Annotated in this window: 13 protein-coding genes and 1 tRNA gene; all 14 read right to left on the reverse strand. The window is 65.6% G+C overall.

Annotated elements, in window-relative coordinates:
* A partial coding sequence (locus K5L01_RS14745; protein ID WP_250065382.1) for a GTP-binding protein occupies positions 1-126 on the reverse strand: 126 nt, incomplete at its 3' end.
* Positions 127-179: 53 nt separating this feature from the next.
* A complete protein-coding gene (fusA, locus tag K5L01_RS14750) occupies positions 180-2,309 on the reverse strand; it encodes an elongation factor G (RefSeq protein ID WP_250065371.1) in 2,130 nt (709 codons plus the stop codon).
* A gap of 138 nt (positions 2,310-2,447) precedes the next feature.
* Positions 2,448-2,915: a 30S ribosomal protein S7 gene (gene rpsG, locus K5L01_RS14755; RefSeq protein ID WP_250065372.1), complete on the reverse strand. Its 468-nt coding sequence runs from the start codon at positions 2,913-2,915 to the stop codon at positions 2,448-2,450.
* 12 nt (positions 2,916-2,927) lie between these two features.
* Positions 2,928-3,302: a 30S ribosomal protein S12 gene (gene rpsL, locus K5L01_RS14760; RefSeq protein ID WP_250065373.1), complete on the reverse strand. Its 375-nt coding sequence runs from the start codon at positions 3,300-3,302 to the stop codon at positions 2,928-2,930.
* Positions 3,303-3,634: 332 nt separating this feature from the next.
* Positions 3,635-7,852 carry a DNA-directed RNA polymerase subunit beta' gene (gene rpoC / locus K5L01_RS14765; RefSeq protein ID WP_250065374.1) on the reverse strand — a complete coding sequence of 1,406 codons (4,218 nt, stop codon included), beginning with the start codon at positions 7,850-7,852 and terminating at the stop codon, positions 3,635-3,637.
* A gap of 90 nt (positions 7,853-7,942) precedes the next feature.
* A complete protein-coding gene (gene rpoB / locus K5L01_RS14770) occupies positions 7,943-12,136 on the reverse strand; it encodes a DNA-directed RNA polymerase subunit beta (RefSeq protein ID WP_250065375.1) in 4,194 nt (1,397 codons plus the stop codon).
* Between the two features lie 329 nt (positions 12,137-12,465).
* Positions 12,466-12,834 carry a 50S ribosomal protein L7/L12 gene (gene rplL, locus K5L01_RS14775; protein WP_250065376.1) on the reverse strand — a complete coding sequence of 123 codons (369 nt, stop codon included), beginning with the start codon at positions 12,832-12,834 and terminating at the stop codon, positions 12,466-12,468.
* A gap of 63 nt (positions 12,835-12,897) precedes the next feature.
* Positions 12,898-13,434: a 50S ribosomal protein L10 gene (gene rplJ / locus K5L01_RS14780; protein WP_250065377.1), complete on the reverse strand. Its 537-nt coding sequence runs from the start codon at positions 13,432-13,434 to the stop codon at positions 12,898-12,900.
* A gap of 387 nt (positions 13,435-13,821) precedes the next feature.
* Positions 13,822-14,520, reverse strand: a complete 699-nt coding sequence (rplA, locus tag K5L01_RS14785; protein WP_250065378.1) for a 50S ribosomal protein L1 — start codon at positions 14,518-14,520, stop codon at positions 13,822-13,824.
* Between the two features lie 4 nt (positions 14,521-14,524).
* Entirely contained in the window at positions 14,525-14,953 is a 429-nt protein-coding gene (gene rplK / locus K5L01_RS14790) for a 50S ribosomal protein L11 (RefSeq protein ID WP_250065379.1), read from the reverse strand.
* Positions 14,954-15,172: 219 nt separating this feature from the next.
* Positions 15,173-15,733, reverse strand: a complete 561-nt coding sequence (nusG, locus tag K5L01_RS14795) for a transcription termination/antitermination protein NusG (RefSeq protein ID WP_250065380.1) — start codon at positions 15,731-15,733, stop codon at positions 15,173-15,175.
* 10 nt (positions 15,734-15,743) lie between these two features.
* Complete coding sequence (gene secE / locus K5L01_RS14800) at positions 15,744-16,151, reverse strand: preprotein translocase subunit SecE (RefSeq protein WP_250065381.1); 408 nt, start codon at positions 16,149-16,151, stop codon at positions 15,744-15,746.
* A 51-nt stretch (positions 16,152-16,202) separates the two neighbouring features.
* Positions 16,203-16,278, reverse strand: a tRNA-Trp gene (locus K5L01_RS14805).
* 106 nt (positions 16,279-16,384) lie between these two features.
* A partial coding sequence (locus K5L01_RS14810; protein ID WP_486669482.1) for an EF-Tu C-terminal domain-related protein occupies positions 16,385-16,511 on the reverse strand: 127 nt, incomplete at its 5' end.

The raw sequence follows: 16,511 nt of genomic DNA on the forward strand, positions 1-16,511 counted from the left end.
ACCACCGAAGCGCTCGGCGCCGACCTTGGTCAGAGCAGCGGTCAGCGTGGTCTTGCCATGGTCGACGTGGCCGATGGTGCCCACGTTGACGTGCGGCTTGGTACGTTCGAACTTACCCTTGGACATGTTTCTGTTCCTTGATTAGCTGATGTTTGTTTGGAGGGCCCGAGCCGGACGGCTCAGGCCTTCTTGACGACGGTGTCGGCGATGTTGTTCGGCGCCGGCTCGTAATGGTCGAATTCCATCGAGAACGTGGCGCGCCCCTGGCTCATCGAGCGCAGCTGGGTGGCATAGCCGAACATCTCGCCCAGCGGGATCATCGCGTTGATGACGACGCCGGAGATGTTGGTGTCGGAACCCTGCAGCACGCCGCGACGACGGCTCACGTCGCCCATCACGTCGCCCTGGTAGTCCTCCGGGGTCACGATCTCGACCTTCATGATCGGCTCCAGCAGCACCGGCTTGGCCTTGGCGAAGCCCTGCTTGAAGGCCATCGACGCGGCCAGCTTGAACGCCATTTCCGAGGAGTCGACGTCGTGGTACGAGCCGAACACCAGCTTGACCTTGACGTCCACCACCGGGAAGCCGGCCAGCGGGCCGCTGGTGATGGTCTCGCGCAGGCCCTTCTCGACCGACGGGATGAACTCCTTCGGGATCACGCCACCGGTGATCTCGTTCAGGAACAGGAAATCGTCCTTGACGTCCGCCCCGTGCTTCTCGCGGTCGGCCGCGGTCAGCGGCGACAGCTCGATCACCACGTGACCGTACTGGCCCTTGCCGCCCGACTGCTTGGCGTGCTTGTAGTCCGACTTGACGTCGGCGGCCTGGATGGTCTCGCGGTACGCGACCTGCGGCTTGCCGACGTTGGCCTCGACGTTGAACTCGCGACGCAGGCGGTCGACGATGATGTCCAGGTGCAGCTCGCCCATGCCCGAGATGATGGTCTGGCCGGACTCCTCGTCGGTCTTGACGCGGAACGACGGGTCTTCCTGCGCCAGGCGGCCCAGCGCCATGCCCATCTTTTCCTGGTCCGACTTGGTCTTCGGCTCCACCGCCATCGAGATCACCGGCTCCGGGAACGCCATGCGCTCCAGCACGATCGGGGCGTCGGTGGCGCACAGGGTGTCACCGGTGGTGACGTCCTTCAGGCCCACCGCCGCGGCGATGTCGCCGGCCAGCACTTCCTTGATCTCTTCGCGGTTGTTGGAGTGCATCTGCAGCACGCGGCCGATGCGCTCCTTCTTGTTGCGCACCGAGTTCAGCACCTGGTCGCCGGCATTCAGCACGCCCGAATAGACGCGGAAGAAGGTCAGCGAACCCACGAACGGGTCGGTGATGATCTTGAACGCCAGCGCGGAGAACGGCGCGTTGTCCGACGACTCGCGGCTCAGCTCCTTGCTCTCGTCGTCGACGTCGGTGCCCTTGACCGCCGGTACGTCGACCGGCGACGGCAGCAGCTTGACCACGCCGTCGAGCATGGCCTGCACGCCCTTGTTCTTGAACGCCGAGCCGCAGTACATCGGCACGATCTCGGTGGCCAGGGTGCGGGTGCGCAGTGCGCTGTAGATCTCGTCCTCGGTCAGCTCCTCGCCGCCCAGGTACTTCTCCATCAGCTCTTCGCTGGCTTCGGCGGCCGACTCGACCATGTAGGCACGCGCCTCCTCGGCCGGAGCCTGCAGCTCGGCCGGGATGTCGCGCTCTTCAAAGGTCAGGCCCTGGCTGGCGCTGTCCCAGTAGATGGCCTTCATCTTCACCAGGTCGACCACGCCCTCGAAGCCTTCCTCGGCGCCGACCGGGATTTGCATCGGCACCGGCACCGCACCCAGGCGCGCCTTCAGCTGGTCGCGGACCTTGAGGAAGTTGGCACCGGTACGGTCCATCTTGTTGACGAACGCGATGCGCGGCACGCGGTACTTGTTCGCCTGGCGCCACACGGTCTCCGACTGCGGCTGCACGCCACCGACGGCGCACAGCACGAACACCGCACCGTCGAGCACGCGCAGCGAGCGCTCCACTTCGATGGTGAAGTCGACGTGCCCGGGGGTGTCGATGATGTTGAAGCGGTGCTCCGGCAGGGACTTGTCCATGCCCTTCCAGAACGCGGTGGTGGCGGCGGACTGGATCGTGATGCCACGCTCCTGTTCCTGCTCCATCCAGTCCATGGTGGCGGAGCCATCGTGCGTTTCGCCCAGCTTGTGGTTCTTGCCGGTGTAGAACAGGATGCGCTCGGACGTGGTGGTCTTGCCGGCATCGATGTGGGCCATGATGCCGAAGTTGCGGTAACGCTCGATGGGAGTGGAACGGGCCACGGGGAGCCTCTCAGATTTTTCGGATTTCGGAATGGCCGAACGCCGCCTTTCGGCGGCCTTCGGGTTGGCGCGGCGATTCTGTCGCCGCGAAGTGGCATCCGCTGGATGCCACCAGCCTGTCTTACAAGGCCTTCAAACTCACCAGCGGTAGTGGGCGAACGCCTTGTTGGCTTCGGCCATGCGGTGGGTTTCTTCACGCTTCTTGATGGCGCCGCCACGGTTTTCCGAGGCATCCAGCAGTTCGGCAGCCAGCTTGCGCGGCATGCTGTTCTCGCCGCGCTTGCGCGCCGACTCGATCAGCCAGCGCATCGCCAGCGCCATCTTGCGCGAAGCGCGCACTTCCACCGGCACCTGGTAGGTGGCACCGCCGACGCGGCGCGACTTGACTTCGACCGCCGGAGCGACGTTGTCCAGTGCCTTCTGCACCAGCTCGACGGCATTGGCGTTCTTCTCGCCGATCACGTCCATGGCACCGTACACGATCTTCTCGGCGACGGACTTCTTGCCGCTCTGCATGACCATGTTGATGAAGCGGGCGATGGTTTCGCTTCCGTGCTTCGGATCGGGCAGGATGGAACGCTGCGGAGTATTACCCTTACGCGACATAGTGCTCTCCCCTTAGGCCTTCGGACGCTTGGCGCCGTACTTGGAACGGGCCTGGCGACGCTTGGCGACGCCGGCGGCATCGAGCGAGCCACGGACGGTGTGGTAGCGCACGCCCGGAAGGTCCTTGACGCGGCCGCCACGGATCAGGACCACGGAGTGCTCCTGCAGGTTGTGGCCTTCGCCGCCGATGTAGCTGATGACCTCTTCCTGGTTCGTCAGGCGCACCTTGGCGACCTTGCGCAGGGCCGAGTTCGGCTTCTTCGGGGTGGTGGTATAGACACGGGTGCAAACGCCGCGACGCTGCGGGCATTTGTCGAGCGCCGGCGAGGCGCTCTGATAGGTGGTCGCTTGCCGCGGCTTGCGGACCAGCTGGTTGATCGTCGCCATCAGTAGGTTCTTCTGAGTGGGGCCGCAAAAAACGGCCAGATGCGGAAAATGGAAAGCAGGCCCGAAATTCAGGCCTGCCGAGACAGACGATTGTAGCAACCCGTCCAGAACGCAGTCAAACGCGCACCTTCCAGGCCGGCCCTGATCCAGGACCGTTACAGGGGGGCCTCCATGTACCCCGTTCAGGTTCGTCAGCCACGGTCCCGAAGGACAGCCGCTGACGCTACAGCCGGAGCGGACGGCCTGCGCCGTACGCTCCTTCCCGCCTCATCCGGGCCGGGACCCGGATGCTACAGCAAACCCGGTCCGGCCTCGCGGCCGGACCGTGCTTTTCACTCTTCGCCCGCCGCCTGCCCGGCGTCGGACTCGACCGCCGCGGCCTCGGCCGGGGTGCCGGCCAGGGTCTGCATTTCCGACTCAGTGAGGCCGGACGCGCCGCGGCGCCGCTGGCTGTGGTAGGCCAGGCCGGTACCAGCCGGGATCAGCCGGCCGACGATCACGTTTTCCTTCAGGCCGCGCAGGTTGTCCGCGGTACCGCGGACGGCCGCCTCGGTCAGCACGCGGGTGGTCTCCTGGAACGAGGCCGCCGAGATGAACGACTCGGTCGCCAGCGAGGCCTTGGTGATGCCCAGCAGCACCGGGTCGAACTGCGCCGGCAGCTCGTTGCGCCCGGCCAGCTTGGCATTCTCCTCGATGACGCGCTGGCGCTCGGCCTGCTCGCCGTTCAGGAACTTGCTGCCGCCCTGGTCGGTGATTTCCACCTTGCGCAGCATCTGCCGCGAGATGACCTCGATGTGCTTGTCGTTGATCTTCACGCCCTGCAGGCGGTACACGTCCTGGATTTCCTTGACCAGGTAACGGGCCAGTTCTTCCACGCCCTTCAGGCGCAGGATGTCCTGCGGGCTCGGCTCGCCGTCCACCACGGTTTCACCGCGGCTCACGTGCTCGCCTTCGAACACGATGATCTGGCGGTACTTCGGGATCAGCTCCTCGTGCTCCGAACCATCGGTGTCCTTGATGATCAGGCGCTGCTTGCCCTTGGTGTCCTTGCCGAAGCTGATGATGCCCGAACGCTCGGCCAGGATCGCCGGGTCCTTCGGCTTGCGCGCCTCGAACAGGTCGGCCACGCGCGGCAGGCCGCCGGTGATGTCGCGGGTCTTGGACGCTTCCTGCGGGATCTTGGCGACCACGTCGCCCACGCCCACCGGAGCGCCGTCCTGCAGGTTGACGACCGAACGCGGCGGCAGCAGGTACTGCGCCGGCAGGTCGGTGCCCGGGATGGTCAGGTCGTTGCCCTTGCCATCGACGATGCGCACCAGCGGACGCAGGTCCTTGCCCTGCGAGCCGCGACGCTTCGGATCGGTGACCTCGCGCGAGGCCAGGCCGGTCAGCTCGTCGGTCTTCTCGATGACGGTGATGCCGTCGATGAAGTCGACGAAGCGCACGAAGCCCGCCACTTCTGACACGATCGGGTGGTTGTGCGGATCCCAGTTGGCCACGGTCTGGCCGGCCTTGATCTCGGCGCCGTCCTTGACGGTGATGGTGGCGCCGTACGGCAGCTTGTAGCGCTCGCGCTCGCGGCCGTGCGGATCGAGCACCGACACCTCGCCCGAGCGCGACACCGCTACCAGCGAACCGTTGGCGTGGTCGACGTGCTTGAGGTTGTTGAACTTGACCGAACCGGTGGTCTTGACGGTGATGTTGTCCACCGCCGCCGCACGCGATGCCGCGCCACCGATGTGGAACGTACGCATGGTCAGCTGGGTGCCCGGCTCGCCGATCGACTGCGCGGCGATGACGCCGACCGCTTCGCCGATGTTGACCAGGTGGCCACGCGCCAGGTCGCGGCCGTAGCAGCGCGAGCACACACCGAACGAGGATTCGCAGGTGATGGTCGAACGGACCTTGATGGTCTGCACGCCGGCTTCTTCCAGCTTGTTCACCCACTGCTCGTCGAGCAGGGTGTTGCGGGTGACGATCGGATCCTCGTCGTTGCCCGGCAGGAACACGTCCTCGGCCACCACGCGGCCCAGCACGCGGTCCTTCAGCGGCTCGACCACGTCGCCGCCTTCCACGATCGGGGTCATGGTCAGGCCTTCGGCGGTGCCGCAGTCGACCTCGGTGATCACCACGTCCTGCGCCACGTCGACCAGGCGACGGGTCAGGTAACCCGAGTTCGCGGTCTTCAGCGCGGTATCGGCCAGGCCCTTGCGGGCGCCGTGGGTGGAGTTAAAGTACTCCTGCACGTTCAGGCCTTCGCGGAAGTTCGCCTTGATGGGCGTCTCGATGATCGAGCCGTCCGGGCGCGCCATCAGGCCGCGCATGCCGGCCAGCTGGCGGATCTGCGCCTGCGAACCACGCGCGCCGGAGTCGGCCATGATGTACAGCGAGTTCATCGACTTCTGGTCGACGGACTTGCCCTCGGCGTCCTCGACCTTCTCGGTACCGATGGTTTCCATCATCGCCTTGGCGATGCGCTCGTTGGTGCGCGACCAGATGTCGACCACCTTGTTGTAGCGCTCACCGGCGGTCACCAGGCCGCTCTGGTACTGCTCCTGGATCTCCAGCACTTCCTCTTCGGCCTCGCCGAGGATGCCCTTCTTCTCGTCCGGGATCAGCATGTCGTCGATGCCGATCGACACGCCGGCGCGGGTCGCGTAGGCGTAGCCGGTGTACATCAGCTTGTCGGCGAACACCACCGTGTCCTTCAGACCCAGCAGGCGGTAGCTCTGGTTGATCAGGCGCGAGATGTTCTTCTTGGTCATCTCGGTGTTGCACAGTTCGAACGGCAGGCCTTCCGGCATGATCTCGCTCAGCAGCGCGCGGCCGACCGTCGTCTCGACGATCGAGCTCTTGCTGACCTTGTTGCCGTCCTCGTCGCGCGCGACCTGCACGATGCGCACCTTGACGCGCGCATGCAGCTCGACCACGCGGTTGTCGTAGGCGCGCTTCACCTCGTCGGTGTTGGCGAACACCATGCCCTCGCCCTGCTTGTTCACCAGCGAGCGGCTCATGTAGTACAGGCCCAGCACGACGTCCTGCGACGGCACGATGATCGGCTCGCCGTTGGCCGGCGACAGGATGTTGTTGGTCGACATCATCAGCGCGCGCGCTTCCAGCTGGGCTTCCAGCGAGAGCGGCACGTGCACGGCCATCTGGTCACCGTCGAAGTCGGCGTTGAACGCGGTGCAGACCAGCGGGTGCAGCTGGATGGCCTTGCCCTCGATCAGCAGCGGCTCGAACGCCTGGATGCCCAGGCGGTGCAGGGTCGGCGCACGGTTCAGCAGCACCGGATGCTCGCGGATGACTTCTTCCAGGATGTCCCAGACTTCGCCTTCCTCGCGCTCGACCAGCTTCTTGGCGGCCTTGATGGTGGTGGCCAGGCCGCGACGCTGCAGCTTGGCGAACACGAACGGCTTGAACAGCTCCAGCGCCATCTTCTTCGGCAGGCCGCACTGGTGCAGCTTCAGGTACGGACCCACGGTGATCACCGAGCGGCCCGAGTAGTCCACGCGCTTGCCGAGCAGGTTCTGGCGGAAGCGGCCCTGCTTGCCCTTGATCATGTCGGCCAGCGACTTGAGCGGGCGCTTATTGGTGCCGGTGATGGCACGGCCGCGACGGCCGTTGTCCAGCAGCGCGTCGACCGATTCCTGCAGCATGCGCTTTTCGTTGCGCACGATGATGTCCGGCGCGTTGAGCTCCAGCAGGCGGCGCAGGCGGTTGTTGCGGTTGATGACGCGGCGGTACAGGTCGTTGAGGTCGGAGGTCGCGAAGCGGCCACCGTCCAACGGCACCAGCGGACGCAGGTCCGGCGGCAGCACCGGCAGCACGGTCATCACCATCCACTCCGGACGGTTGCCCGACTCCAGGAAGGCCTCGACCAGCTTGATGCGCTTGGTCAGCCGCTTGAGCTTGGTCTCCGAACCGGTGGCGGCCACCTCCTCCTTGAGCTTCACCATCTCGGCCTGCAGATCGATGGTGCGCAGCAGCTCGTACACGGCCTCGGCACCCATCGCGGCGTCGAAGTCGTCACCGTGCTCCTGGCGGGCCTGCAGGTACTGCTCTTCGGTCAGCAGCTGGCGGCGCTCCAGGGCGGTCAGGCCGGGCTCGGTCACCACGTAGGCTTCGAAGTACAGCACGCGCTCGATGTCGCGCAGGGTCATGTCCAGCATCAGGCCGATGCGCGACGGCAGCGACTTCAGGAACCAGATATGCGCGACCGGCGAGGCCAGGTCGATGTGGCCCATGCGCTCGCGGCGCACCTTGGCCAGGGTCACTTCGGTGCCGCACTTCTCGCAGACCACGCCGCGGTGCTTCATGCGCTTGTACTTGCCGCACAGGCACTCGTAGTCCTTCACCGGGCCGAAGATGGCGGCGCAGAACAGGCCGTCGCGCTCCGGCTTGAAGGTGCGGTAGTTGATGGTTTCCGGCTTCTTCACTTCGCCGAAGGACCAGGAGCGGATCAGGTCCGGCGAGGCCAGGCCGATCTTGATCGCGTCGAAGTCCAGCGTCTGGCGCTGCTGGTTGAAGAGGTTGAGCAGGTCTTTCATGGTGTTCTCCGAAAGGAGGAATGCTGTGTCGATGGGCTGTCAGGGCACTGCCGGCGGCGCTGCCGCATCACTGCGGCAGCGCCTGCGCGATCAGTTGTCTTCCAGTTCCATGTTGATGGCCAGGGAGCGGATTTCCTTCACCAGCACGTTGAAGGATTCCGGCATGCCCGCGACCATCTCGTGCTCGCCGTCGACGATGTTCTTGTACATCTGGTTGCGGCCCTGCACGTCGTCGGACTTCACCGTCAGCATTTCCTGCAGGGTGTAGGCCGCGCCGTAGGCTTCCAGCGCCCAGACTTCCATCTCGCCGAAGCGCTGGCCGCCGAACTGCGCCTTGCCGCCCAGCGGCTGCTGGGTGACGAGCGAGTACGGGCCGGTCGAACGCGCGTGCATCTTGTCGTCCACCAGGTGGTTCAGCTTCAGGTAGTGCATGTAGCCGACCGTGGTCTTGCGGTCGAACGCCTCGCCGGTGCGGCCGTCGTACAGCTGCATCTGCGTCTTGCTGGCGTTGAAGCCGAACTGGTCGGTGTCCTTGTCGCCGTCCGGGTAGGCCAGGTTCAGCATCTCGCGGATCTCGTCCTCGTGCGCACCGTCGAACACCGGGGTCGCCATCGGCACGCCGTCGGTCAGGTTCCTGGCCAGCGCCACCAGCTCGTCGTCGCTGAACTGCGACAGGTCGACGCGATCGCCGGCCAGCTGGGTGTCGTGGTTGTAGATCTTGCCGAGGAACTCGCGCAGCTCGCTCACCGCACGCTGCTGTTCCAGCATCTTCTGGATGCGCTTGCCCAGGCCCTTGGCAGCCCAGCCCAGGTGCACCTCGAGGATCTGGCCGATGTTCATGCGCGACGGCACGCCCAGCGGATTCAGGCAGATGTCCACCGAGGTACCGTCGGCCATGTACGGCATGTCCTCGACCGGCACCACGTTGGAGACCACACCCTTGTTGCCGTGGCGGCCGGCCATCTTGTCGCCCGGCTGGATGCGGCGCTTCACCGCCAGGAACACCTTGACCATCTTCAGCACGCCCGGGGCGAGGTCGTCGCCCTGGGTGATCTTGCCGCGCTTGTCGGCGAAGCGGCGCTCGAACTCCTTCTCGTGCGCCTGGATCTGCATCTGGGCACGCTCGATGGCTTCGGCGGCGTCGTCGTCCTTCATGCGCAGGGTGAACCAGTCGGCCTTCTTCAGGCCGTCCAGGAGCGCGTCGGAAATCACGTCGCCCTTCTTCAGGCCGGCGCCGCCGTTGGCCACCTTGCCGACGATCTGCGAACGCAGGCGCGCATAGATCGCCGCTTCCAGGATGCGGAACTGGTCGTCGAAGTCCTTCTTGACACGCTTGATCTCGCTTTCCTCGATCTGGCGGGCGCGCTTGTCCTTCTCGATGCCGTCGCGGGTGAAGACCTGCACGTCGATGACGGTGCCGTCCATGCCCGGCGGCACGCGCAGCGAGCTGTCCTTAACGTCCGAGGCCTTCTCGCCGAAGATCGCGCGCAGCAGCTTCTCTTCCGGGGTCAGCTGGCTTTCGCCCTTCGGGGTGACCTTGCCGACCAGGATGTCGCCGGCGCGGACTTCCGCACCGATGTACACCACGCCGCTCTCGTCCAGGCGGTTCAGCGCCTGCTCGGAGACGTTCGGGATGTCGGCGGAGATCTCCTCCGGCCCCAGCTTGGTGTCGCGCGCGACGCAGGTCAGCTCTTCGATGTGGATCGTGGTGTAGCGATCCTCTTCCACCACGCGCTCGGAGAGCAGGATGGAGTCCTCGAAGTTGTAGCCGTTCCACGGCATGAAGGCGATCAGCATGTTCTGGCCCAGGGCCAGTTCGCCGATGTCGGTGGACGGGCCGTCGGCCAGCACGTCGCCGCGCGCGATCACGTCGCCCACGTTCACCAGCGGGCGCTGGTTGATGCAGGTGTTCTGGTTCGACCGGGTGTACTTGATCAGGTTGTAGATGTCGACGCCGGCGTCGGTGGCGTCGGTGATCTCGTTCTCGTTGGCCTTGACCACGATGCGGCCGGCGTCGATCTGCACGATCTCGCCACCCCGGCGGGCATTCACGGTCACGCCCGAGTCGCGCGCCACGGCGCGCTCGATGCCGGTACCCACCAGCGGCTTTTCCGCACGCAGGGTCGGCACCGCCTGGCGCTGCATGTTGGCGCCCATCAGCGCGCGGTTGGCGTCGTCGTGCTCCAGGAACGGCACCAGCGCCGCGGCGACCGACACGGTCTGCATCGGCGAGACGTCCATGAAGTGCACTTCCGCCGGCGGCTTCAGCAGCGACTCACCCTGGAAGCGGCACGGCACGAACAACTCGGTGAGCATGTTGTCGCCGTCGGTCAGCGCATTGGCCTGGGCGATGACGTACTCGTTCTCCTCGATCGCCGACAGGTACTCGACGTCGTCGGTGACCTTGCCGTCCACGACCTTGCGGTACGGCGTCTCGAGGAAGCCGTACTCGTTGGTGCGGGCGAACACCGCCAGCGAGTTGATCAGGCCGATGTTCGGGCCTTCCGGGGTCTCGATGGTGCAGACGCGGCCGTAGTGGGTCGGGTGCACGTCGCGCACTTCGAAGCCGGCGCGCTCGCGGGTCAGGCCGCCCGGGCCCAGCGCCGAGACGCGACGCTTGTGGGTCACTTCCGACAGCGGGTTGTTCTGGTCCATGAACTGCGACAGCTGCGAGGAGCCGAAGAATTCCTTCACCGCGGCCGCGACCGGCTTGGCGTTGATCAGCTCCTGCGGGGTCAGGCCCTCGGACTCGGCCATCGACAGCCGCTCCTTGACCGCGCGCTCGACACGGACCAGGCCCACGCGGAACACGTTCTCGGCCATCTCGCCGACCGAACGCACGCGGCGGTTGCCCAGGTGGTCGATGTCGTCGACCATGCCGCGGCCGTTGCGGATCTCGGTCAGCACCTTGATCACGTCCAGGATGTCCGAGCATTCGCCGTGCGCGGCGACCAGGCGCTTGGACTCTTCGTCGTTGCGCTCGCCAAAGTACTTGCTGTCGTACAGCACGGCCTCGCCGGTGACGTCCTTGCGGCCGACGCGGCGGTTGAACTTCATGCGGCCGACCGTGGACAGGTCGTAGCGCTCGAAGGTGAAGAACAGGTTGTGGAACAGGTTCTGCGCGGCGTCCTTGGTCGGCGGCTCGCCCGGGCGCATCATGCGGTAGATCTCGACCAGGGCTTCCAGCTGGGTCTTGGTCGGGTCGATGCGCAGGGTGTTGGACAGGTACGGGCCGCGGTCCAGGTCGTTCACCCACAGGGTGCCGACCGCGTCGACGCCAGCCTTGCGGAAGGCCTGCAGCTGCTCGTCGGTGATCTCGTCGTTGGCCTGGGCCAGCAGTTCACCGGTGTTGGCATCGACCACGTCGTGCGACAGGATGCGGCCGAGCAGGTAGTCGTCCGGCACCGCCAGCGCGGCGATGCCCGAGGCCTGCAGCTGCTTGACGTGGCGCGCGGTGATGCGCTTGCCGGCTTCCACGATGACCTTGTCGCCGTCGGCGAGGTCGAAGCCCAGGGTCTCGCCACGCAGGCGTTCGGCCACCAGCTCCAGCTGCACGCCCTCGCCTTCCGGCAGGATGTGGAAGGTGTTGATGTCGAAGAACTCGTTGAGCATTTCTTCGTTGCTGTAGCCCAGCGCGCGCAGCAGGATCGACACCGGCAGCTTGCGGCGGCGGTCGATACGGGTGAACAGCGCGTCCTTCGGGTCGAACTCGAAGTCCAGCCAGGAACCGCGGTAGGGAATGATGCGGGCGCTGAACAGCAGCTTGCCCGAGCTGTGGGTCTTGCCGCGGTCGTGGTCGAAGAACACGCCCGGCGAACGGTGCAGCTGCGACACGATGACGCGCTCGGTACCGTTGACGATGAAGGTGCCGTTGTCGGTCATCAGCGGGATCTCGCCGAGGTAGACCTCCTGCTCCTTCACGTACTTGATGGCCTTGGTCGACGACTCGCGGTCGTAGATCACCAGGCGCACGGTCACGCGCAGCGGCGCGCCGTAGCTCATGCCGCGCTGGCGGCACTCACGTTCGTCGAACACCGGGTCGCCCAGCTTGTAGCCGACGTACTCCAGCGCGGCATTGCCGCTGTAGCTGGAGATCGGGAACACCGACTTCAGCGCGGCGTGCAGGCCGTGGTCGGCGCGCTTGGCCGGATCGACGTTTTCCTGCAGGAAATCGCGATAGGAATCCACCTGGATGGCGAGCAGGAACGGCACCTCGAGGATCGAGCGCTGCTTGCCGAAATCCTTGCGAATACGCTTTTTTTCGGTGTACGAATAGGACGTCATGGGAGCTTCCACCTTGTTGTGCAGGCCGTGCGTCCACGGCCCTGAAGGGAACTTCTTAAATTGTCAGTTGGAAGTCGCTGGTATTGCCGGCACCAGCACGCCTTCTCCCGCTACTTCCAACTGCCAACTCGCCGTGTGCCGGTGTCCGCTCCCTGGGGAGCGCGATGCCCGGCGCATGCCACGTTGGACTTGCCAGATCTACCGCTGCCGGGCGGGGCCCGACCTTACAGCCGCCAGGTGAACCCGGCGCTACAACGGCCAAAGGCCGGGGGTTTTCACCCCCAGCCTTGGCTGCATCGCCGGGTACCGATGGCGACGCAAGGAACCGATTACTTCAGCTCGACGGTCGCGCCGGCGGCTTCCAGTTCCTTCTTGAACTTCTCGGCGTCTTCCTTCGAAGCGCCTTCCTTCACGACGCCACCGGCCTCGGCCAGATCCTTCGCTTCCTTCAGGCCCAGGCCGGTGATGGCGCGGACGGCCTTGATGACCTCGACCTTCTTGGCGCCGGCTTCCTTCAGGATGACGTTGAACTCGGTCTGCTCTTCAGCAGCGGCAGCCGGGCCGGCGGCAGCGGCCACGGCGACCGGGGCAGCGGCGGACACGCCGAACTTGTCTTCGATGGCCTTGACCAGCTCCATCACTTCCATCAGGGACTTCTCGGCGATGGCGTCGACGATCTGCTCGTTGGTAAGGGACATGATAATTACCTTTGGATGATTTTCTGGATTGAGGTTCCGTCAGGAACCACGATGAGTCGAAATTCAGGCGGTCTCGGCGGCCGGCTCGGCAGCGTCGGCGGCGACATCGCCACCCCCCTGCTTCTCGCCGACGGCCTTGATGGCGCGGGCGAACATCGTGACCGGCTCGGTCAGGACGCGGGCCAGCATGGCCAGGGCCTGGTCGCGGGTCGGCAGCGAAGCCAGCACCTCGACGTGGCTCGGCGGATAGACTTCGCCACCCACGGCGACGATCTTCGCCTGCAGCTTGTCGTTGCCCTTGGCGGCATCCTTGATCAGGCGACCGGCGGCGCCGGGCTCCTCGAGCGAAAACGCGTACAGCAGCGGACCCACCATCTGGTCCTGTGCCACGGCGAAATCGGTGCCTTCGACGGCACGCGCGGCCAGGGTGTTCTTGACGACTTTCAAGAACACGCCGGTCTCGCGGGCCTGCTTGCGCATCGCGGTCATCTGCGCGACCGTGGTGCCAGCATATTCGGCTGCGATCAAGGAGTGGGCCTTGGCGGCGATGTCTGCCAGCTCGGCGACTACTTCTTGCTTCTGGGACAGATTGAGAGCCATTGCACTCCTCCTAGTGAACTCCGCGCACGGCTCCTGCCGCTTGCGGTCCTGGGCGGCATCCATCCTGGACGCCGGGAGCATCGGGACGACGCTCCGGTGGTGGCCATTCCAGACCTGGAGTGTGCCGGCCCGGTAATCCCAGACCTGCGTGAACCAGAAAACTCCAGAAGGGCGGCACCATCTACGCAGGGTGATTCCGGGGAATCGATTAAGCGTTCGTGGACATCCCGGCGGCGACTCCCTGCCAGATCGAGCTTCCCTGCCCGTCGCCGGTACGACCACGACCGCGCCTGCGGTCTTTGACGGCTACCGGGCCGGACAGGCCGGCTCGGCGCCTTCAAAACGGCGGGTGCGGTACCAGGAAGGCACCGCACCCGCTTGAAACGATTACTTCAGGGTCAGCGACGACTGGTCGACGGTGACGCCCGGGCCCATCGTCGAGCTGACCGAAACCTTCTGCAGGTAGGTGCCCTTCGAGGTGGCCGGCTTGGCCTTGATCAGGTCCAGCAGCAGCGCGGTCAGGTTCGACTTCAGCGCGTCTTCGGCGAAGTCGGCCTTGCCGATGGTGCAGTGGATGATGCCGGCCTTGTCGGTGCGGTAGCGCACCTGGCCCGACTTGGCGTTCTTCACGGCTTCACCCGGGTTCGGGGAAACGGTGCCGACCTTCGGGTTCGGCATCAGGCCGCGCGGGCCCAGCACGGTGCCCAGCTTGCCGACGACGCGCATGGCATCCGGGGTCGCGATGACGACGTCGTAGTTCAGGTCGCCGGCCTGCATCTTCTCGGCCAGGTCGTCCATGCCCACCGCATCGGCACCCGCGGCCAGGGCCTCGTCGGCCTTGGCGCCGGCCGGCGCGAACACGGCCACGCGGACCGACTTGCCGGTGCCGGCGGGCAGCACGGTGGAACCGCGGACCTGCTGGTCGGACTTCTTGGCGTCCACGCCCAGGCGCACGGCCACGTCGATGGACTCGACGAACTTGGCCTTGGCGGTGGTCTTCAGGATGTTGATCGCGTCCTCGAAGGCGTACGCCTTGCCCGGGACGACAGCGGCCTTGATGGCCTTCTCACGCTTGGTCTGTGCCATCGGATTAACCCTCCACCGCCAGGCCCATGGAACGGGCCGAGCCCGCGATCGTACGCACGGCGGCGTCCAGGTCGGCAGCCGTCAGGTCCGGCTCCTTCGCCTTGCAGATGTCTTCCAGCTGCGCGCGCGTGACCTTGCCCACCTTCTCGGTGTTCGGCTTCTTCGAGCCGGAGCTGATGCCCGCCGCCTTCTTGAGCAGCACGGTGGCCGGGGTGCTCTTGGTGATGAAGGTGAAGGTACGGTCCGAATAGGCCGTGATGATCACCGGCACCGGCAGGCCCGGCTCGAGCTTCTGCGTGGCGGCATTGAACGCCTTGCAGAACTCCATGATGTTCAGGCCGCGCTGGCCCAGCGCGGGGCCGACCGGCGGCGAGGGGTTGGCCTGACCGGCCTTCACCTGCAGCTTGATGTAACCGACAACTTTCTTTGCCATTAGAGTGCTCTCCGGGTGCTAGCGCCTTGCGGTTGCAGGCTCCCCATCGGACCGGGAATCACGCGTCCCGGCATCGCGTCTGAAATTTCTCTGATCGGACCGAAGGCCGCCTCGCGGCAGCCTTCGATTCCAGCCCTGTACGACAGGGAGCTGGGTAGTCTAGCAGTTTTCCGTCGCCGCGCATGAACAGGCGCGAGCAGCCGCGGGCCTCAGTCGGCCTCAGTCGGCCTTTTCGACCTGCCCGAACTCGAGCTCGACCGGCGTGGCACGACCGAAGATCAGCACCGAGACGCGCAGGCGACTCTTTTCGTAGTTGACCTCTTCGACCACGCCGTTGAAATCGTTGAAGGGGCCATCGGTCACGCGGACCATCTGGCCCGGCTCGAACAGCACCTTCGGACGCGGCTTCTCGACGCCCTCCTGGACGCGGTCCAGGATCGCGGCGGCCTCGTCGTCGCGGATCGGCAGCGGACGGTCGGCGGTGCCGCCGATGAACCCCATGACCTTGGGGGTTTCCTTCACAAGGTGCCAGCTCTCGCTGTCGATGCGCGGAATTCCCGCTTCCTCGTGGGTCTCGATCTGCACCAGCACATAACCCGGGAAGAACTTGCGCTCTGAACGGCGCTTCTGGCCGGAGCGCATCTCCACCACCTCTTCGGTGGGGACCAGGACATCGCCGAAGCGTTCGCCCATCTCCTCGCGGGCAATGCGGTCGCGCAGGGCCTGGGCCACCGACTTCTCGAAGCCCGAATAGGCGTGAACGACGTACCAACGCTTCACTGTTATCTCCTCAACGCCCCAGGAACCACTGGGTCAACTTCTGGATCACGAAATCGAACCCGCCCAGCAGCAGGCTCAACACGATCACCACCACGATCACCACCCAGGTCATGCGGATGGCTTCCTGGCGCGTCGGCCACACCACCTTGCGCAGCTCGAAGCGGGATTCGGACAGGAACTCGCGGGTCTGGCGACCCTTCCCGGTCAGCATGAACAGGGCACCGCCAGCCACCAGGCCGAGCACGACCGCCAGGCCGCGCAACTGCCCCGTCCACGCGCCCAGCTGGAGCGAACGCGCCGGGGTGGAGAACCAGAACCAGACGAACAAGCCCGCCAGCACCAGCAGGGTGGCGCCAACGTACTTGACCCTATCGCCACCGGACGCGGCGCTCTTGGAGTGTTCGATCTTGCTGTTCATCCGACTCTTGTTGCGGGCGCGACCAAGGGTCACTGGATAGAGTGTGGCAAGTGGCACGCCAGGAGGGACTCGAACCCCCAACCTGCGGTTTTGGAGACCGCTGCTCTGCCAATTGAGCTACTGGCGTATGACTTGGCTTGTTTCACGTCCCTTAGACGGCGAAGGCGGACCGAGGTTCCCGGCCCGCCATCGCATGACCAGCGGCAGTTTCGGCCACCGCCGGAACTGCAGGCTTACTTGGTGATCTTGGCGACCACGCCGGCGCCGACGGTACGGCCGCCTTCGCGGATCGCGAAACGCAGGCCTTCGTCCATCGCCACCGGGTTGATCAGGGTGACCGCCATCTTCACGTTGTCGCCC

Source organism: Stenotrophomonas mori, from assembly GCF_023556335.1.
Taxonomy (GTDB): Bacteria; Pseudomonadota; Gammaproteobacteria; order Xanthomonadales; family Xanthomonadaceae; genus Stenotrophomonas; species Stenotrophomonas mori.